Source organism: Lacticaseibacillus parahuelsenbergensis (assembly GCF_030770265.1).
Classification (GTDB): Bacteria; Bacillota; Bacilli; order Lactobacillales; family Lactobacillaceae; genus Lacticaseibacillus; species Lacticaseibacillus casei.
This window is the reverse complement of the sequence record NZ_CP132482.1, coordinates 886,271-905,247: the sequence shown is the minus strand read 5'-3', so window position 1 is coordinate 905,247 and position 18,977 is coordinate 886,271. Positions and strand designations below refer to the sequence as shown.

The following is an 18,977-nucleotide window of genomic DNA, read 5'->3' as shown; positions in this document are numbered from 1 at the left end:
ACAGCCCTTCCCTTTCCAATCATACTATAAGTAACCAACGCTTGGTTGAAAACGCGCTCAAATAAGAAAATTCTTTTGCGATCCATTGAAAAATTGGGGCAAAACGAAATCGGCTCCGGAAACGTAGTTCGTTTCCAGAGCCGATTTTTTAATATTCACCTGCTGACGCCGTTCGAAGCCTCCAATGATTAAGCTTTAACTTCAATGTTGGTATCGTTCAAACTTTGGATATAGTTGAAAACGCCTTGGCCAGCAGTACCGCCTTCGCCTACCGCTGTGGTGATCTGCCGCAGGTCTTTGGCACGAACATCACCGATGGCAAAGATGCCCGGTACCTTTGTCCGCATGTGATCATCAGTTGGAATCCAACCATGATCGTCCAGAATGCCGAGATCCTGGAATGGTTCGGTCATCGGCATGATGCCGACATAAATGAAGACACCGGCAACTGGCAGAACATGCTCTTCACCGGTTTCCTTGTCACGATACTTGACGCCGGTGACTTTCATGTCATCGCCTTGGATCTCCTGAACCTGGGCATTCCAGACAAAATGCATCTTGTCATTGGCAAATGCGCGTTTCTGGATAATCTGTTGCGCACGCAGTTGATCGCGGCGGTGAATAACCGTTACCTTTTTGGCCATTTGGGTCAGGTAAAGGCCTTCCTCGATCGCTGAATCGCCACCGCCAATAACGGCAAGTTCACGGTCCTTAAAGAAGGCACCGTCGCAGACTGCGCAGTACGAAACACCGCGGCCACTGTAGGCTTCTTCGCCGGGCACACCCAGCTTTTTGTGTTCTGCGCCTGTCGCAATCACAATCGCCTTGGCTTCAAATTCGTCTTCATCAGTCTTGACCAACTTGGTTGCGCCATGATTCTGAACGCTGATCACATTACCATAAGCGTATTCGGCACCAAACTGAGTGGCGCCATCGTACATTTTTTGGCCAAGATCAGGCCCAAGGATTGACTTGTAACCCGGATAGTTTTCCACTTCAGCGGTGTTATTCATTTGGCCGCCGTAGACACCGCGATCAAGCATTAACACTGACAAATTGGCACGCGAAGCATAAAGCGCCGCCGTCATGCCGCCGGGACCGGCACCGATCACGATTACATCATATTTTTTTGCCATGGGCAGTCTCTCCTTTTGCCGTATTGCTTACAAATAGTAAGCTACATAGTTTAATATACAGGGTTTTAGTGCTTTTGTAAACTGGCATTATCAAAATCAAATTCCGGCTTGCCGGATCGCTGCATGAGATCGGTAATCACCGCGCGAATCGGGGCATTTTCATACAGGACCTGGTAAATCGCATCGGTAATCGGCATGTCGACGCCCAGCTCACGCGCCATGTGATGGGCAACCTTGGTCGTTGAAACGCCTTCGACCACCATCCCCATATTCTTCAACACGTCTGGAAGCTTCTCACCTTGACCCAACGCGTTACCAGCGCGCCAATTGCGGCTATGAACGGAAGTGCAAGTCACAATTAAGTCGCCGACACCGGATAGGCCGATAAACGTAAGCGGCTCAGCGCCTAATTTTACGCCCACCCGGCTGATTTCTGCCAGCCCGCGGGTCATCAAGGCGGCTTTGGTGTTATCACCGTAGCCGAGGCCATGTAACGCTCCGGAACCGATGGCAATCACATTTTTTAACGCTGCGCCGATTTCGACGCCGATCACATCGGTATTCGTGTAAAGCCGAAAATAGTCGTTCATGAATAATTGTTGCACTTTTTTCGCCAGCGGTAAATCTTCAGATGCGGCGGTTAAGGTGGTAATGTCATGCGTAGCAACATCTTCGGCATGACTCGGCCCGGAAATCACAACAATACCCTGAATGAGATCCGGTGGCAAGACCTCAGCCAAAACCTGCGAAATTCGCAACTCACTGCCGCGTTCCAAGCCTTTTGCCGCATGGACAATAATCGGCTGTTCGCCGCGGCCACGGTGCGCCTGCAAAATCGGCTTGACTTGTTCGGCCACACTGCGAATGGCATTGGTCGGCACCACAAATAAAATCACGGTCGCCTGGTCCAACGCCTGGCCTAAATCTGCGGTCACGTGAAGCGCATCGTGTAATGTAAATTCAGCACCCAGGTAGTGCTCATTTTTGTGAGTCTGCTTCATGGTCGCAACTTGTTCCGGACTATGACTCCATAAATAAACGTCATGACCATTTTCTGTTAGCAAGTTTGCTAACACCGTTCCCCATGAACCAGCACCTAACACTGCTATTTTTGTCGGCACAAAATCACTCCTATTCAACTGCTTTCAGCGGATTGCCGTCTAAATACCACGCAACGTCTCCCCGGCGCCGCCGATACCAGATTAACGCACCAGCCGCGATGAACAAAATAATCGACAGAATCTGGGAAACCCGCAGACCTGGCACCACATACAGTGAATCGGTTCGCATGCCTTCAACAAAGAAGCGGCCGAAGCTGTACCACATCACATAACTCAAGACGATCTCGCCTTGCTTGAACCAATGCTGGTGATGCCGCACTGTCATGATTAAGGCAAATCCAACCAGATTCCACATACTTTCATACAAAAATGTCGGCTGGCGATATGCGCCACCAATATTCATTTGCTGAATGATAAACTCTGGCAGATGCAAGCCACGTAAGTAAGCCAGACTTGTGATCGCACCATGGGCTTCCTGATTCATGAAATTGCCCCAGCGGCCAATCGCTTGCGCCAGCATAACCGTGGGCGCCGCAATATCAAGTACTAGCCAGGCTGGCAGCCACTCAATTCGGCAATAAATGGCAAAAACAATCACGCTGGCAATCAAAGCCCCATAAATCGCAATGCCGCCATGCCAAATGGCAATAATCTCGCCGGGATGGGCAGCATAATATGGCCATTCAAATGCCACATAATAAAGGCGTGCCCCGATGAGTGCAAATGGCAACGCCCATAAAATCAAATTCAGAATGTGATCTTCTTTAATACCGCGTTTTGGTGCTTCCTTCATCGCCAGATAGACTGCCAGTAAAACAGCACTGGCAATAATAATCCCGTACCAATGAACTTCCAGACCACCCAACTGAAACGCGATTGGATTGAGTACTAATAACAAGTTATTTTTCCTCCGAACTGCTCTGGTCGTTTGCTTCGTTATGTTCGATCAGATGATTAAGATTTTTTTCGAATGTCTTGGTCGCATCATAGCCCATTGACTTGGCGCGGAAATTCATGGCTGCCACTTCAATGATGATCGCCAGGTTACGCCCAACTTTAACCGGTATCGTAATCTTAGGAACCGGTACGTCAAAAATAAGCTGTGTCTGTTCACCGGAACCCAGCCGGTCAAATGTCTTATCCGGCGTCCAGTTTTCCAAATGAACAATAAGCGAAATGGTGGTGTCTTCGCGAACAGCACCGGCACCAAAAAGATTCATGACATCAATAATACCCAAGCCACGAATTTCCAGCAGATGTGAGAGAATCGGCGGCGCAGCACCCACGATGGTTTGTTCATCCTGTTGATAAACATCCACCCGGTCATCTGCGATCAGCCGGTGCCCACGTTGAACCAGTTCTAAAGCCGTTTCTGATTTACCAACGCCAGAATCGCCGGTGATCAGCACGCCCAGACCATAAATATCAACCAAAACGCCATGCATACTGCGGCGTTCTGCCAGCTGTCCGTCTAAGTATTCGGTGATCAAGCTTGACAGCCGCGTTGTCGGTAACCGTGAACCCAATACCGGAATATGCGCCGCGGTGGCCGCCGTAATCATTTCCGCCGGTGGTTGCAATCCGCGCGACACCAGAAAAGCCGGGGTGTCCTCGGTTGCCATCCGTTTCAAAATCAGTAAACGCTCTTCCGAGGACATATTCCGCGCAAATGAAATTTCCGTCCGACCAAAAAGTTGAATCCGTTCATGCGGATAATAATTAAAGTAACCTGTCAACTCAAGCCCGGGACGCGAAATATCGCTCAAAACGACCTGCCGAGAATCAAGATACTCCTCACCACTATATACCTCAAGCTTAGTCGCCTTGACGAGTTGCCGTACCGTCACGCTGTCTGCCATGAAGTCCACCTTTCTTTCGCCATGTTTGCTTCATTTTACCATAACTCGGTGAACCACACGGGAGCGATAGAGAAAATAGCTTTCAAAGTCGCCGCATTTCGCCAGAATAAGGTCAAAAGGTTGCTTCCCATTAGTGCGCCGGATTACGCTAAGATAAAAAGAGTCGGTCCCCCTAGACAACTTTCGTCTTGAGAACCGACTCTTACCGCAGCTTTCAATCAAGCCGCACTATTTTTTACCCACAAAAATCATATTCATCACTGAAATGATGATGGCTAGTACCATGGTCGAGCCAAAACCGCTGAAAACAATTCCGGGAACAAACCACGTCATCATACTGAGCATCAAGCCGTTGAGGACGATTAAAAACAACCCTAACGTGAGAATTGTAATTGGAATCGACAGAATCACCAGGATTGGTCGTAGCAAGCCATTAAGAACTCCTAAAACAAGCGCACCGACAACGGCCACACCAAAGCCCGCAACATAGAGTTGACTAGGAAACAGTTGCGCATAGATTAAGAAAACGGCGGTTGTGATGATGGTACGTTTGATGAAATTCATGACTAGAAATCGCTCCAATCATCATCATGTGACTCGGTAACGTGGGTGGCGTTTTTACGCGGTCGCGACGTACCTTGATCGCGATATGGATGCCGTGGACCACGGCGGCCATCACGGTCATGGCGCGAGAATAGCCATACAGCCAAAACCACCAGAAGTGCCGGTACGATTAACATTTTCAACAAGATGATCCCGATCGCAAATACCGCCACCAAAACCAAGCCAACGATGAAAAATATTAATGGAATTAATAGAAAAGGCATAAGCGATCCCCCTTAGTCATTTGAATCTTTCAATTGAATATTGCCACTGGTCGTATTGAGTTTCAACTCGCTGCTACCAGTGCCCGGTCGCTCCAGTTCGAAGCGTTTAATCCCTTTTGCCGGTTCGGTCACATTGCTCAGGCGACTCTTAATACTGCCAAAATGGGTCCGGGCTTCGCCATTTAAGGCAATCGAAGCCGGCACAGCAACTTTCACATTGCCATTCATCGAAGTCCCTTCGAGTTTGGTAAAGTCGGTGTGATAGGTGGCACGAACCGTCCCATTCACGGTTTTCAGTGCGGCCGTTGCTGGGTCGGCATCAACCGAAACATCGCCGTTGACAGTGGTCAGCAATAAATCATGTGTGTGCCCGCCCTGAACCTTGATAGAACCATTAACGCCTTCACTTTCGATCATGACTCCATCAATATTGGTGAAGGTCATTTGACCGTTGGTGCTCTTAACATAGAAATCTTTGCCGGTCATGCCGGTCAGATCCGCACTACCATTGAGTAAGCGCACCGCCACATGATCGTAGCTGCGTTTTGGCAGTGAAATGACTAGGTCGGCCTGAACGCGCTTATTAGGCACCTGGAAACTGAAATGATCATCGGTGACATCAATCCGGCTGCGGTCTTTAAACGCGTCCAGCGGTGTCGGCGCATCCATCTTGCCGTACAGCTTGATAGCAGCTTCGACTTGAATACCCGGTTGATCCCAAGGTTTAAAATGCACGTCACCATTTGCAACCTTCACATCCAAAATGGTTGCCTTACTGTCAGGAAATTTGAACACATGCTCGAACTTCTCTGTGGCTAGGCCAGGAACGGTAACGGTGACATTCTTCCAATCAACATTGTCTAGTACATTGTTGACGGTATCTTTGACAAAGCCGCCGATTTGCGAGGTCGCATCCCCGATATTTCTGCCAAGTTCGGAAAAGACGTCACGGGCATCTTTTTGCCACTCGTCATTGAAAATCTTATCACCGATCTTTTGACGTTCCAGATCGTGTTTCTGATGACGAAGAGTGGCAAGGTTGGCTTTAAGTGACTCAACCTGGCCATTTAACTCGGCTAGTTGATCGGTGAGTTTCTGATTCTCCTGCTTTAATTCCCCGCGCTTTTGGTATTTCTCTGGGGACAAAGCTTCAAGATCTTCCATCGTGTCTAAGACGATAATCTGTTCGTTATTGGCTTCAATTTGCTTGTTGATGCTGGTTACTTGCGTTGTTGCCGCGTCCAATGCACCGGCTGCTTCGGCAATCTCGGTGTTGAGTTCGGTCAACGCAGCATCGGTGTCAGTATCGGTTTCTTCGTGATCATCGTGCTTGGCTTGATCATGCGTATCTGACTCCGAGTTGTTTTCGGGAGCAGTATGATCGGCCGGGCTGTCGGCTTGGGAGCCTTGCTGTTTGGCGAGGTTCTCCAAAAGTACCAGTGCCTCTTCGCTTGAAATAACGCCTTTTTTGACGAGGTCTAAAATTCTTTCGCGTTCATTCATGGGTTATCCCTCCAGGATTTGATTACATGATTAGTATGCACGGAATTTGACCACGGCGCATAGGTCCAAAGGTTGATTTTTAAACGGGACGGAAGGCGGACGGTTCATTTATAACGAGGTTAAATCATAATTTAGTAGGTGCGCTCATAGTTTGATTCTGAACGGTCGAAAAAGCTTAGGCAATAAGTTCCAAGCCGTGCCAAACTCCCTGAGTCTCAAAGCTCGGCCTTGGCCTAAAACGGGAAAACCGCCCGTTTAATGCCAATTTCACCCCTGAGCCCCATCTGGCCTACGATTGCTCCGCTTTGGCACTCATATCTTAAATAAACCCACCAGATTACTTCAGGGAAACAAAAAGGCAAACATACTCCCTCGTTATCGCAGAGCATGTTTGCTTTTTTGCTGTAGCTGTGAATTTATGGTCCTGCCTGTTGATTGAGCATAAATACTAACTGAGCACTTTTAACAATCCCCATTGTCAAAGTGTCCCTTCATCAGAACTTGTCTTCAATCGCATTGGAGTTAAGTTCAGTGATTTTCCCGGTCTTTAAGTAAACAATCCATTCGCAGATGTTGGTGACATAATCGCCGATCCGTTCCAGATAAGAGGAGACGAGCATGTAGTCCATCGAGCCAACCACGGTTTCCGGGTTGTCCTGCATCTGGCGAATACATTCTTTATAAATTCGGGATGAGAAGTCGTTAATTCCGTGGTCTTCAAGCGCAATTTTGCGCGCCCGCGCGGAGTCTTCCTTAACATAGGCGTCCAAAACCTGCTCTACCATTTCCTTGACCGCTTCGGCCATGCCGGCAATCTCGGTTTCGATTTGCGGCACTCGGGTTTTGCCTTTGACGCGAATCGTTGATTTGGCAATGGAAACCGCATGATCCCCCATTCGTTCGAGATCAGAACTGGCCTTCATCACCGTCACAATCACCCGCAGATCTGTTGTGACCGGCTGCTGCAAGGCAATCAGCTCAAAGCTGCGTTTTTCCAAATCGACTTCGCGTTCATTGATGTGTTTGTCTTCCTGGATCACTTCGCGGGCCAAACTCTTGTCATGATTAATGAAGGCTTTCACGGACTTATAGATGGCCTCATTGACCATCATCCCCATTTCCGAAAAACGTACATGAAGATCGTTCAATTCGTCAACAAAAAGTCGTCGCATACTACCCCTCCTACCCGAAGCGTCCAGTGATGTAGTCTTCGGTTTCCTTTTCTTTTGGATTTAAAAACATTTGTTTCGTGTCAGCGAATTCGATCAAATTACCGGTTAAGAAAAAGGCCGTTTTGTCCGAGATTCGGGATGCTTGATGCATACTGTGCGTTACCAAAATAATCGTGTACTGATCGCGTAAGCCCAGCAACATATTTTCGATCTGAGTGCTGGATATCGGATCCAAGGCACTGGTCGGTTCATCCAACAAAATAACATCCGGCTTAACCGCCAGCACCCGCGCGATGCACACCCGCTGTTGTTGGCCACCTGACAACGATAACGCACTGTCATGCAAATGGTCTTTGACTTCATCCCAAATGGCCGCTTGCTTTAAGCTTGTTTCAACGGCCTCATCCAGCTTACTTTTATCTTTAACACCGGCCAAACGTAATCCATAAATCACATTTTCATAAATCGAAAAAGGAAAAGGATTCGGTTGTTGAAACACCATGCCAACTTGCTTGCGTAACTGAACCACATCTTCGCTTGGCGCATAGATGTTTTGGCCACGCAAGCTGATCGTGCCGGTAATCGTGACGCCTGGGATCAGATCGTTCATCCGATTAAGCGTGCGTAAATAGGTCGACTTACCACAACCTGAAGGCCCGATTAAAGCCGTGATTTCGTGCTGGTTAAAATCCAGACTGATCCCTTTTAGTGCTTCAAACTTGCCGTAAAAAAGATGAACATCTGAACTGGTAATGATTTTTTGTGCTTCAGCCATGGGGACCTCCTAGCCGAAATGTCCGGAAACATAATCGTTGGTTGCTTTAATCTTGGGACGCGTGAAGATCTTACGGGTTTCATCATATTCAAGTGCGGCGCCGCTATAAAAGAACGCGGTATAGTCGCTAATCCGAGCTGCCTGCTGCATGTTATGTGTAACGATGATAATCGTATACTTATCCTTCAACGCTAGCAAGGTATCTTCGACCGCTGAAGTCGAAATCGGATCCAACGCACTGGCCGGCTCATCAAGCAACAGAATATCCGGCTTCATTGCAATGGCCCGGGCGATACACAACCGTTGTGCCTGACCACCTGACAGCGACATGCCGCTTTGATTCAGATCATCTTTAACCTGATCCCATAAGGCGGCTTGCTTCAAACTGGTTTCAACAATCTCATCCAGCTTCTTTTTGTCCTTAAGACCAAAGCGGCGCAATGCAAAGGCAATATTGTCATAAATAGACTTCGCAAACGGATTAGGCCGTTGGAAAACCATTCCGATGTGTTTGCGCATTTCATAGACATCAACGGCATCGCTGTTAATATCGATGTTGCGATACATGATCTTGCCAGTGACACGGGCACTTTCAATATTATCGTTCATTCGATTCAGTGAACGCAAGTAGGTCGACTTCCCGGAGCCACTCAAGCCGATCAATGCGGTGATTTTATACCGTTCAAAAGGCAGCGATACGCCGTGAATGGCCTCACTGTCGCCATAAAAAACATGCAGGTCCTTCGTTTCAATGGCAATCTCCTGCTTGTCCCGATCAAACGGGCGGATATACGTATCATCTAAAGAATACTTTTCAAGTTCTTGCATCTTGAACCTCCATGCCTTTTCATGATAGGCGCCATGACTATCTTCATCACGTCATCCGCGCAAATCATCATCGTGAACCACGCATTAAGCGGCGGTCATCTTTTTGAATAAACGATTACCAAAATACCGCGCACCCACATTGAAGATTAGAACGGCGATAACCAGCACCGCACTGGCACCGGCGGAAACCGCAACCGCATCCGGCTGAATCCCTTCAGAGTTGATTTTCCAGATATGCACCGCCAGCGTCTCGGCTGGGCGGAACGGGTTCAACGGGCTAGCAATGTTCGCTAGATTCCAATTGGTAAAATCAAGCGCCGGCGCACTTTGTCCAGCCGTATAAATCAATGCCGCAGCTTCACCGAACACACGGCCGGCGCCAAGAATCATCCCGGTAATGATCCCCGGCAACGCTTCAGGCATCACGACATGTAAAACCGTTTCCCAGCGTGAAAGTCCAAGGGCCAAGCCTGCTTCGCGCTGCTCATTGCCAACGCCGCGCAATGAATCTTCAACATTTCGCGTTAACAGTGGCAAGTTGAAAACCGTCAATGCCAGCGCACCCGACAAAATCGAAAATCCAAACTTAAACTGCAAAACAAAAATCAGGAAACCAAACAAACCGACAACAACTGATGGCAACGAACTCAGGATTTCAATGGAAGTCCGGATCACATCCGTCAACCAGTTTTTCTTTGCGTATTCACTCAAGTAAATGCCGGCCCCCAAGGAAATCGGCGTTGAAATCAACATGGCCAGCAGTAACAAATAAAACGAGTTGAACAGTTGAATGCCAATCCCACCGCCAGCCTCAAAGCTTTGCGCCGGACTTGTCAGAAAGTGCCAGGAAATATGGGGAACCCCTTGAAACAGAATATAACCAAGCAGGCTTGCCAAAATAATAATGATGATGCCTGAGATAATGTAAAGCACTGTGGTAGCTACTTTATCCGCAATTTTCGGATTCATTTGTTCAGCTCCCCTTTCTTCCCGATCCACCGAATCAACAGGTTAAAGGCCAATGACATCAGCAGCAATAGCAACGCCAAGGACCACAACGCGTTATTGTCAAGCGATCCCATGACGGTATTACCGATGCCGCTGGTTAAAACCGATGTCAGTGTCGAGGCCGGAGACACCAGATTCTTTGGCAACAAGGCCGCATTCCCGATGACCATCTGCACCGCCAAGGCTTCACCAAACGCCCGCGCCATGCCGAAAACGATCCCGGTCAAAATGCCGGGAATGGCTGCTCGCAAGACAACTCGGTAAGTCGTTTGCCAGCGAGTCGCACCCAAGGCCAACGATGCCTCACGATAATGGCGCGGCACCGCTTTTAAGGCATCAACCGTCAAGGACGTCACGGTTGGTAAGATCATGACGAACAAAACAAACGTCCCAGCCAGAATCCCAAAGCCGGTACCGCCAAAAATGTGACGAATGAACGGCACGATGACGGACAAACCGATGAAGCCATAAACCACTGACGGAATCCCAACCAGCAGCTCAATGACCGGTTGCAGAATCTTTTGCCCCCATTTACGGGAAATTTCAGTCATAAAAATGCCGGCACCAACCGCAAAAGGCGTCGCGATAATCGCCGAAAGGAACGTGACGCCAAACGAGCCGACAATCATCGGCAAAGCCCCGACTTCGGGATTCCCATGAGCATCCTTAATCGAAGGGTTCCAAACACTCTTAGTCAAGAATGACCAAGGATTGATTTTGTTTTGGAAAAAGGTTGCCAGTCCTTTTGATGCAACAAAGAAAAAGATGGCCACCACTACAATCACAATCAAGGTGATACAAAATAGGCTAATCATTTTGCCGCGCCGCTCTAACTTGGCTGAACGCGATTTTTTTAACATCGCTTCTCGAATTGGATCCATCATAATCCTCCTAAAATCTCATCACCGTGACCGTGCATGTCAATAAATGGCCCCTTTTGACAACGATCCGTGTACTTCGGTTGCCAAACGTCACATTCACATCGCACTCGGCTGCAAAGTGCCCGTCAAAAAGCTGCCATTGTGCAGTTATTGCTTGCTAACATGGCCACTGGCATCACGGACGACCTTCATCTGGGTCATCGGGATATAGCCCATTTTCTGCACCAGCTTTTTTTGAATCGGTGATGACATAATATAAGCCAAGAATTGCTTGGTTAGCCCGCGCGGTTGGCCCTTCGTGTACATGTGTTCATACGACCAGATCCGCCACCGGTTGGTTGTCACATTGGTATCAGTCGGCGCAACGCCATCTACCGACAGGCTCTGAACCGTTTTATCGATATAGGAAAAGGCAACGTACGAAATAGCCCCAGGCGTACTGCCGACAATCTGCCGAACCATCCCGGTCGAATCCTGTTCTTGCGCGGCAACCGGCTGCTTGCCTTGAAGCACCCACTTTTCAAATGTTGCGCGGGTACCAGAACCTTGCGCCCGGTTAACCAGCACAATTGGCACATTCTTGCCGCCCAACTGCTTCCAATTGGTGATCTGGCCTAGGAAGATTTGTTGCAACTGGGCCATCGTGACATTCTTGACTCCGACGTCCGGGTTAACAATCGGCGCAATGCCAACAACGGCAACTTTATGGTCCACAAGCTTTTTAGCGTTAATCCCCGGTTTTTCTTCAGCGAAAAGATCCGAATTGCCAATATCAACAGCCCCTTGCTGGATCTGGCTCAATCCGGTGCCGCTCCCGCCGCCTTGGACGTTGATAAAGACGCCGAGATGTTCCGTCTGATATTGTTCACCTGCTGCTTCAACCAATGGCTGCAACGCACTTGATCCAACTGCGGTGATGGATTCACCTGACTGTTTGCTATTACTGCTGCTGCCGCATGCACTTGCCATAAACGCCAGAAGCATGATCGTAAACAGGGTCACAATTTTTTTCACACGAAATCCTCCATTTCAAGCTCCAACCATCTTATCAGCTGTGTGTAAATGTTCATGCTGTTGAATGTAAAGGTTGTGTAAACATCGATGTTAAGCCGGACGATTATTTTGGCCGACCGGCAATGTTACGGTAAAGGTTGAACCAACCCCAACCTGACTATTAACCGCGACCCGGCCATCCATACTTTTCACCAGCTCGGCTACAATGGCCAAGCCCAAGCCGGTGCCACCGTTGTGCCGGCTGCGCGCTTTATCGACCCGGTAGAAGCGTTCGAAAATACGGGCCTGTTCTTCTTCCGGAATCCCGATTCCCGTATCCGCCACCGCTAACGATAAATGATCGCCCACGACTTGCGCGGTAATCGTCACGTGACCGGCCAGACGATTGTAAAAGACGGCATTATTCAAAAGATTCCGCACGATCTGGGTCAGCTTACGTTCGTCGGTAACAATCTGCAAGTCGGGTGCAATCGCGACTTCAACCCGAATCTGTTTATCTTTAATCACTTTATCCAGATTGCGCAAGGCATCATCGACCAGTTTCTTGAGGGCAACTGTCGCCTGCACCGCCTGATTGGTTTCCGGCCGGCTCAGTGTCAGAATATCATTGATTAGCTGGGTGAGTCGCTTACTTTCATCGAAAATGATGCCTAAAAATTTATCCAGAGTCGCCGGATCATTTTTAGCCCCGTTCAACAAGGTTTCCGCAAACCCGGCAATCGCGGTGACCGGCGTCTTTAATTCGTGGCTGACATTGCCGACAAAATCCAGCTGCATTTTTTCAACTTGGCGGAGGTAGGTGACATCATACAAAATGACCAGCACCTGTAAGCGGCTAATGCCTTGATTCAACGGAATAACGGAAGCATCCACCGATTTCTGCGTCGCTAAGACGGTCAGTTCCTGATGGTGAGTCTTTTCATGGCGGAATGTATGCTCGATCATCCGAGCCAGCGCGTAAGTTTTGACATCGTCGAGATAACTGTGACGCGGTTGGGGAATCTGGTGCCCTAAAAGCTGCGACATGGCATGATTGTGCAAGATCACATCTTTGTTAGTGTCAATTAACATGACGCCTAAGGGCAGGTTGTCGATTAAGCGATCAAAGCTTGACTGACGCACAGCAACTTTTTCCCGCAAATGTGCCTGCTCGGCTGCGAGTGCATTAATTCGCTGCGCCACAGGTACAAATGGCGACTTTGGCGGTAAAATCACCGGATCGGGTTCCTTTTTTTCGCGGATGCGATCCAGATTGTGGCTCATGACGCGGATGGCTTCTTGATACTGATGTTCAGAGCGGAAAAGCCAGAGTAAGATCAACGCAATTAAGGCTGCGAAGATCAGTGTCAGAATCCAAAACTGCTCTGGTGCCGTGGTCCATACACTTGACTTATAGCGGCTAACAGCAACCCATTGCCCGTGATCCCGAAACAGATAAGCCTGCTCCGTCCGTCCATAAACGTTGACTGATGTGACGAAAGCCTTGGCGCGGCGGCCACGCAACGCATCAGCCATTACCTTCTGTCTGGTGGTCTGAGGATGATCCGGAATGATCGTGATAAAAGCAGCTTCTGATTCAGCTAGCGCCTGGCGATCAACGCCATCATGATCAGACGTCACGTAAGTTCTGGCCACCCGGCGAAGATCACGCGCCTGTTGGTGAACGATTTGTTGATTCACTGTTGTCACAAGCACAAAAAAGCCTGCCAATGATAGCAGACTAATAACAAGTGCACGGCGAAAAACCCGTTTATTCATGTGGTGCCTCCATTTGATAACCAAATCCCCGAACTGTCTTTAAATAATCCGGATGTTTGGGATCTGTTTCAATCTTATCCCGTAAATGACTGACCTGAATATCGACCATGCGGGTTTCGGCTGGATAATCAAACCCCCAGACGCCATTTAACAAAGCGTCACGAGACAGGGTCTTACCTACTCGCTGGGCAAAATAAACCAACAACTCAAATTCCTTAGGGGTCAGCTGCAGCCGGTGACCGTCTTTGCTGGCTTTATAATTTTCCGGATCGATGGTGATTTGGCCAACGGTAATCTGATTGTCGTTACCGGAGCGCGCCGTGGTTTGCGGTTGACTCTGACTACGCCGCTCGATGGCCTTGATCCGTGCGATAATCTCGCGCGGCGAAAACGGTTTGGTGACATAATCGTCGGCACCCAGTTCAAGTCCGACAATTTTGTCGGTTTCATTATCCTTCGCTGTCAGGATCATGATGGGAGTCTGAATCTTATCTTCACGAATCTTGCGGGTGACATCCAGTCCGCTCAGGCTTGGTAACATGAGGTCGAGAATAATAAAATCAAACGGTTCGCTACGTACCTTGTCTAAGGCTTCTTGCCCATCGGTTGCTGTCTCCACCTGATAGTGTTCGGTTTCTAAATTATATTGCAGCAACGTCAAGATGGCTGGCTCGTCATCAACAATCAAGATCTTCTTCATGCTGTCTCCTCCGGGAATAAAATCATACCAAGTTCATGCGGCGCACCTGAAAAAATAGCGGTTTCGGCAAGACGTAACTCGCCATCTGCCTGTTGAAGCCGCAAGCGACAATAAGTGGGTTCCTTTTGAATGGCATTGTACAATTCGCTGGCGCTATTCACCGCTATGTGGTTACAGGAAAGCACCCGATCTCCTGGTTGTAAATTCATTTGTGCTGCTGGGGTATCAGGGACAACCCCGATTAAAACAACCCCACGATCAGTGCGCGTCACTGTCAGGTACACCTTATGGCCTTGCCAGAGTAACCCGATTCCAAGAATAACACTGATACATGCAGGCACGATGGCGCTCACAAGTGCTGGAAGGAACAGTAATCGTGCAGCGACGCCGTATACAACTAATGCGCCTCCAGCTCCGGCAAACCACGGCCAGCTGCGTTGCCAATGCATCTTCGCCCGATCATGCTGTGCCGTAAATGAGGCACCTAAGATCAAAGGCAGGCCGACGATTGCAAATGCTTGAATGATCACAGTCAACACCGGTGAACCGGCAACCTGAGCGGGATCCACCGGTACCAGCAACGGTACCCAGTAAAATTGCCGCAAACGAAACGTCGCACTTTTTCGCTGCCGCCGATCTACCAAAATAACCGGCGATTCAAGTTGGTCGCCACGATTCAGCCGCGCCAACACAGCCTGGGCAAGCCAAAGCAGGCCGATCAAAAGCGCCAAATTAGCTGCTAGCTGCCCATCTGTATCAGAATAATCTGGTTGAATAAATGTGGCCAAACTTGCAAGACCTAGCCACCATGGACTAAACGACCATGCAGACAATATCAAACCAATCACGGTCAAGCCGCTTAATGCCAATAACGCAGCTAAACTGACCTGAAGTCGTGCCAAAACCGAGATGGTGGATACCACAATACCGATCAGGATACCTACCCCCAAAAACCGGGCAATCTCAATATGTTTGGGGTGAATCGCCCGCAAGTACTGGTGGCGTTCACGGCTCGTGCGCCGAACCGTAAACAAAATCGTCAACCCTAAGGCTAGCCAAAACGCCAAACCAACCGGGCTGATAAGTAAGGCAATGATCACTGCCATTCGTAACCCTCCACTATTCACTGTAAACAGTATAGCAGAAATCAACTGCTGCTCCTATAAGGTTTGGGCAATCGGGGATGTGGCTCAGTGATGCGGAGGCGGTATTGAAGTCTACAAAAAAGTTTAGGTAATAAGTTCCAAGCCGTGCCAAACTCCGCAATCTCCGGCCAGCTAGGGTGGCGACGCGAAGCTAGAGCAGTGGGCACGACTTCGAGCCCGCAAAGTACGCGGTCTCGAAGCTCGGCCTCATTGTAGGCGGTAAACCGCCAACAATGACTTCACTGCTGAGCCCCATCTGACCTACGATTGCTCCGCTTTGGCACTGTTACCCTAATGCCCTTAACGAATTATACTTGGGAAACAAAAAAACGAACATATCCCCTTTACTGAAGAATACGTCCGTTTATATACTGTGGTCGTGAATGATGACCAGTCTATTTTGTGAATTTGATTAGATTAACTTTCATAGACTAATTAATGCTCTAGAACTTAAGGAACCGCCGCATTGAGATGACCGATCCTAGGGCGCCGATGACGATCCCGATGCCGGCTAACATCAAGTCTAGCCAGAATAGGAATGGCATATTGGCGTAAAGTGAATAGCCACTGGCGCCGTTAGCCATGCTGAAACTGTGGTAGACAACGGCATAGCCGACATCGACAACGACGATCGGCAGGATTGCCCCGAACAAGCCGGTCCATGCCCCTTCAAGTAAGAACGGCCACCGAATATAGGAATTGGTTGCGCCGACTAACCGCATAATTCTGATTTCGTCGGAACGCGATAAAATCGTAATTCGGATGGTGTTGTTGATCAGGAATACGGCGACAAATAGCAGCAGGATTGTAAAGCCAAGTCCCCACTTTTGGGCAAGATCGACAGAATTAAAGAGTTTCTTCGCTGTCCGGCCACCGTAACTGGCATCAACGACATGATCCAGCTTCTGCGCCTCTTTAGACACGGTTATCGTTGCCTTGGGGCTGGTCGTCTTAACCATATAGACATCACTTAACGGATTCTGATCGCCGGAGAACATCCGCCACTGAGATCCGTAACCGCCAATAATCGTATCCAATTCCTGCTGACGGGAACGGTAAGTCACTTTATTGACGTGATCAAGTTTCTTCAGCTTGTTTTTTAACTCATCCCGCTGCTTGACTGTTGTTTTTTTATCAATGTAAACCCGCACCTGAACATCATTTTCAACCTGTTGCGAAATATGGTGCAAGTTGAAGATTAATGCCATAAAAATACCGACAAGTAACAAGGTTACCGTCACGGCACTGACGGCGGCAACTGACATCCAGCCGTTACGCCGTAAGCTGCGCAGAGAATCTTTGACATGGCGGAAAAAGACTTTACTCTTCATTGCCGTATGTGCCTCCTTCTTCGTCACGAACTAAACGACCACCGGCAATTTCAAGCAGCCGGTGTTGCCGTTCATTGACAATATCCTTGTTATGCGTCGCCATAATAACGGTCGTCCCGTTGGCGTTGATCCGTTCGAGGATATCGACAATTTCATCGGAGGTTTGTGGGTCCAGGTTACCGGTTGGCTCATCGGCAATCAGTACCTTTGGCTTGTTCACAATCGCACGGGCAACTGACACTCGCTGTTGTTCACCACCAGATAATTCATCAGGAAAACGGCGCAACTTCTGCTCCAAGCCAACGAGCCCCAGTACTTCGAGCACCCGGTCTTTGATTTCATCATCCGGCGCTTCGATAACCTGCATCGCATAGGCAACATTTTCATACACGGTCAATCGCGGCAAGAGTTTAAAGTCTTGAAAGACAATGCCGATATGGCGACGCAAGAATGGTACCTCTGAAGGCTTCATGGTCGAAAAGTCAAAGTTATCAATTTTAATGGTGCCGCTGGTCGGCATCAATTCATGGTATAGCATTTTAACAAGCGTCGATTTTCCGGCACCACTAGGCCCGATGACGTAAACAAACTCACCATCTTGGATCTTAAGGTTCACATCCTTGATGGCGGTGACGCCGTTAGCGTATTGCTTCGTCACGTTTTCCATTTGAATCATGCATTTTGCTCCTTTTTCTAAGCTAGAGACAGTATAACAGGCGATTAAGTCAGCAAGGTTTCAGGCAGATTACAGTTTTAATCCGGATTTTTCTGTGAAAGTTCCCACTGTAAATAAGCATTGATAAAAGGATTGAGGTCGCCATCCATGACGGCGTTACCGTTGCCGGTTTCGTAATTGGTTCGATGATCTTTGACCATCGTATAGGGATGGAAAACGTAAGACCGAATCTGGGAGCCAAACGCGACATCTTTTTGTTCGCCTTGAATCGCCTTGGCTTTGGCGCGTTTGGCCTCTTCTTCACGCTGGTACAACTTGGCTTTTAACATCGCCATCGCGGTCGCTTTGTTTTGGAATTGTGACCGCTGTGCCTGACTTGAGGTGACAATACCAGTTGGAATATGAATCAGTCGAACCGCACTGGAGGTTTTGTTAATATGCTGACCACCGGCACCGCTAGACCGGAACACTTCCATTTTGACGTCTTCCGGGCGAATGTCGACCTGAATTGAATTATCGAGCTCTGGCATCACATCCACGGAAGCAAAACTGGTATGGCGGCGGCCGGCGGAATCAAACGGCGATATCCGTACCAGCCGATGCACGCCTTTTTCGCTTTTAAGCAACCCATAGGCATTTTCACCGTTAATGAGCAACGTCACGCTTTTGATCCCGGCTTCGTCACATGGTTGATAATCGGCCACTTCCACCTTGAAGCCATTTTGGTCGGCCCAGCGCTGATACATGCGCATCAACATGGAACCCCAGTCTTGTGATTCCGTGCCACCAGCGCCAGGATGAATTTCCAAAATGGCATTATTGTGATCGTACGGACCGTTCAAAAGGAGCTGCATTTCGTATTGATCGAGCTTGTCTTGAAGATCCTTAATCTTGGTTTCTTCTTCATGCTGCAGATCCGGATCAGGTTCGTCCTGCAACAGCTCGAGACCAGCTTCAAGATCCTCTAACTCGTTTTCAAGTGCATAAAAACGATCATGCTTTTCCTTCAACACATTGTTGGCATCAATCACTTTTTGCGCGGCCTCAGAGTCATCCCAAAAGCCCGGCTCAGCCATTTTGCCTTCGTTTTCAGTGATCCGTTCGTTCAAGGCATCGAGGTCAAAGTGACCCCCTAAATTGATTTATTTTGGTCCGCATGGCGGCCAAGGTGTTGCGCATAACATTAAGTTCCATCGTCTAAATCCTTTCCCAAATAAGTGAGCGTGAGGTGGCGCGGTTAGAAGCCGGAGTGTAAGTGGCCTTGAGCGTAATGGCCCGGTCTTTGGCCATTACGCTCAAGGTC

At 48.8% G+C, this 18,977-nt stretch carries 19 protein-coding genes; all 19 read right to left on the bottom strand.

Features of this window, described 5'->3' with window-relative positions:
* Positions 1-188 precede the first annotated feature (188 nt).
* The gene (gene trxB / locus LACPH_RS04380; RefSeq protein WP_010489391.1) at positions 189-1,136 is read right to left on the bottom strand and encodes a thioredoxin-disulfide reductase; all 948 of its coding nucleotides are present in this window, start codon (positions 1,134-1,136) and stop codon (positions 189-191) included.
* A 65-nt stretch (positions 1,137-1,201) separates the two neighbouring features.
* Positions 1,202-2,257 carry an NAD(P)H-dependent glycerol-3-phosphate dehydrogenase gene (locus LACPH_RS04375; protein ID WP_274784606.1) on the bottom strand — a complete coding sequence of 352 codons (1,056 nt, stop codon included), beginning with the start codon at positions 2,255-2,257 and terminating at the stop codon, positions 1,202-1,204.
* A gap of 10 nt (positions 2,258-2,267) precedes the next feature.
* The gene (gene lgt, locus LACPH_RS04370; protein WP_010489395.1) at positions 2,268-3,095 is read right to left on the bottom strand and encodes a prolipoprotein diacylglyceryl transferase; all 828 of its coding nucleotides are present in this window, start codon (positions 3,093-3,095) and stop codon (positions 2,268-2,270) included.
* Position 3,096: 1 nt separating this feature from the next.
* Positions 3,097-4,056: an HPr(Ser) kinase/phosphatase gene (gene hprK / locus LACPH_RS04365; RefSeq protein WP_047105800.1), complete on the bottom strand. Its 960-nt coding sequence runs from the start codon at positions 4,054-4,056 to the stop codon at positions 3,097-3,099.
* 228 nt (positions 4,057-4,284) lie between these two features.
* Positions 4,285-4,620, bottom strand: coding sequence for a phage holin family protein (locus LACPH_RS04360; RefSeq protein ID WP_010489400.1), 336 nt, complete (start codon positions 4,618-4,620; stop codon positions 4,285-4,287).
* Positions 4,621-4,622: 2 nt separating this feature from the next.
* Entirely contained in the window at positions 4,623-4,883 is a 261-nt protein-coding gene (locus tag LACPH_RS04355; RefSeq protein ID WP_274784605.1) for a hypothetical protein, read from the bottom strand.
* A 12-nt stretch (positions 4,884-4,895) separates the two neighbouring features.
* On the bottom strand, positions 4,896-6,386 hold the full coding sequence (gene liaX / locus LACPH_RS04350; RefSeq protein WP_306387279.1) for a daptomycin-sensing surface protein LiaX: 1,491 nt from the start codon (positions 6,384-6,386) through the stop codon (positions 4,896-4,898).
* Between the two features lie 494 nt (positions 6,387-6,880).
* Positions 6,881-7,558: a phosphate signaling complex protein PhoU gene (phoU, locus tag LACPH_RS04345; protein WP_010489405.1), complete on the bottom strand. Its 678-nt coding sequence runs from the start codon at positions 7,556-7,558 to the stop codon at positions 6,881-6,883.
* A 10-nt stretch (positions 7,559-7,568) separates the two neighbouring features.
* Complete coding sequence (gene pstB, locus LACPH_RS04340; protein WP_010489407.1) at positions 7,569-8,333, bottom strand: phosphate ABC transporter ATP-binding protein PstB; 765 nt, start codon at positions 8,331-8,333, stop codon at positions 7,569-7,571.
* Between the two features lie 9 nt (positions 8,334-8,342).
* On the bottom strand, positions 8,343-9,161 hold the full coding sequence (pstB, locus tag LACPH_RS04335; RefSeq protein ID WP_274784603.1) for a phosphate ABC transporter ATP-binding protein PstB: 819 nt from the start codon (positions 9,159-9,161) through the stop codon (positions 8,343-8,345).
* Positions 9,162-9,245: 84 nt separating this feature from the next.
* Positions 9,246-10,130, bottom strand: a complete 885-nt coding sequence (gene pstA, locus LACPH_RS04330) for a phosphate ABC transporter permease PstA (protein WP_274784602.1) — start codon at positions 10,128-10,130, stop codon at positions 9,246-9,248.
* Complete coding sequence (pstC, locus tag LACPH_RS04325; RefSeq protein ID WP_274784601.1) at positions 10,127-11,050, bottom strand: phosphate ABC transporter permease subunit PstC; 924 nt, start codon at positions 11,048-11,050, stop codon at positions 10,127-10,129. The genes pstA and pstC overlap by 4 nt, the downstream gene beginning before the upstream one ends.
* 147 nt (positions 11,051-11,197) lie before the next feature.
* Positions 11,198-12,064: a phosphate ABC transporter substrate-binding protein PstS family protein gene (locus LACPH_RS04320; protein ID WP_087911836.1), complete on the bottom strand. Its 867-nt coding sequence runs from the start codon at positions 12,062-12,064 to the stop codon at positions 11,198-11,200.
* Positions 12,065-12,154: 90 nt separating this feature from the next.
* Positions 12,155-13,822, bottom strand: coding sequence for a two-component system histidine kinase PnpS (gene pnpS / locus LACPH_RS04315; RefSeq protein ID WP_274784600.1), 1,668 nt, complete (start codon positions 13,820-13,822; stop codon positions 12,155-12,157).
* Positions 13,815-14,522 carry a response regulator transcription factor gene (locus LACPH_RS04310; protein ID WP_274784599.1) on the bottom strand — a complete coding sequence of 236 codons (708 nt, stop codon included), beginning with the start codon at positions 14,520-14,522 and terminating at the stop codon, positions 13,815-13,817. The genes pnpS and LACPH_RS04310 overlap by 8 nt, the downstream gene beginning before the upstream one ends.
* Positions 14,519-15,628, bottom strand: coding sequence for a PDZ domain-containing protein (locus tag LACPH_RS04305; RefSeq protein ID WP_274784598.1), 1,110 nt, complete (start codon positions 15,626-15,628; stop codon positions 14,519-14,521). The genes LACPH_RS04310 and LACPH_RS04305 overlap by 4 nt, the downstream gene beginning before the upstream one ends.
* 482 nt (positions 15,629-16,110) lie before the next feature.
* The gene (ftsX, locus tag LACPH_RS04300) at positions 16,111-16,998 is read right to left on the bottom strand and encodes a permease-like cell division protein FtsX (RefSeq protein ID WP_039638830.1); all 888 of its coding nucleotides are present in this window, start codon (positions 16,996-16,998) and stop codon (positions 16,111-16,113) included.
* Complete coding sequence (gene ftsE, locus LACPH_RS04295) at positions 16,988-17,674, bottom strand: cell division ATP-binding protein FtsE (protein ID WP_025012520.1); 687 nt, start codon at positions 17,672-17,674, stop codon at positions 16,988-16,990. Before ftsE ends, ftsX begins: the two co-directional genes overlap by 11 nt.
* Before the next feature lie 77 nt (positions 17,675-17,751).
* A protein-coding gene (gene prfB, locus LACPH_RS04290) for a peptide chain release factor 2 (protein WP_306387273.1) occupies positions 17,752-18,868 on the bottom strand; the annotation gives its coding sequence in 2 pieces (ribosomal slippage) (positions 17,752-18,795 and positions 18,797-18,868; 1,116 coding nt in all).
* Positions 18,869-18,977 lie beyond the last annotated feature (109 nt).

What these genes read in the sequence shown, in the direction of transcription:
- pstB (WP_274784603.1), bottom strand. Translation starts at nt 9,161, where the DNA reads ATGCAAGAACTTGAAAAGTATTCTTTAGATGATACGTATATCCGCCCG.
- liaX (WP_306387279.1), bottom strand. Translation starts at nt 6,386, where the DNA reads ATGAATGAACGCGAAAGAATTTTAGACCTCGTCAAAAAAGGCGTTATT.
- hprK (WP_047105800.1), bottom strand. Translation starts at nt 4,056, where the DNA reads ATGGCAGACAGCGTGACGGTACGGCAACTCGTCAAGGCGACTAAGCTT.
- pstC (WP_274784601.1), bottom strand. Translation starts at nt 11,050, where the DNA reads ATGGATCCAATTCGAGAAGCGATGTTAAAAAAATCGCGTTCAGCCAAG.
- ftsE (WP_025012520.1), bottom strand. Translation starts at nt 17,674, where the DNA reads ATGATTCAAATGGAAAACGTGACGAAGCAATACGCTAACGGCGTCACC.
- LACPH_RS04310 (WP_274784599.1), bottom strand. Translation starts at nt 14,522, where the DNA reads ATGAAGAAGATCTTGATTGTTGATGACGAGCCAGCCATCTTGACGTTG.
- LACPH_RS04360 (WP_010489400.1), bottom strand. Translation starts at nt 4,620, where the DNA reads ATGAATTTCATCAAACGTACCATCATCACAACCGCCGTTTTCTTAATC.
- ftsX (WP_039638830.1), bottom strand. Translation starts at nt 16,998, where the DNA reads ATGAAGAGTAAAGTCTTTTTCCGCCATGTCAAAGATTCTCTGCGCAGC.
- LACPH_RS04355 (WP_274784605.1), bottom strand. Translation starts at nt 4,883, where the DNA reads ATGCCTTTTCTATTAATTCCATTAATATTTTTCATCGTTGGCTTGGTT.
- phoU (WP_010489405.1), bottom strand. Translation starts at nt 7,558, where the DNA reads ATGCGACGACTTTTTGTTGACGAATTGAACGATCTTCATGTACGTTTT.
- pstA (WP_274784602.1), bottom strand. Translation starts at nt 10,130, where the DNA reads ATGAATCCGAAAATTGCGGATAAAGTAGCTACCACAGTGCTTTACATT.
- pstB (WP_010489407.1), bottom strand. Translation starts at nt 8,333, where the DNA reads ATGGCTGAAGCACAAAAAATCATTACCAGTTCAGATGTTCATCTTTTT.
- trxB (WP_010489391.1), bottom strand. Translation starts at nt 1,136, where the DNA reads ATGGCAAAAAAATATGATGTAATCGTGATCGGTGCCGGTCCCGGCGGC.
- LACPH_RS04305 (WP_274784598.1), bottom strand. Translation starts at nt 15,628, where the DNA reads ATGGCAGTGATCATTGCCTTACTTATCAGCCCGGTTGGTTTGGCGTTT.
- pnpS (WP_274784600.1), bottom strand. Translation starts at nt 13,822, where the DNA reads ATGAATAAACGGGTTTTTCGCCGTGCACTTGTTATTAGTCTGCTATCA.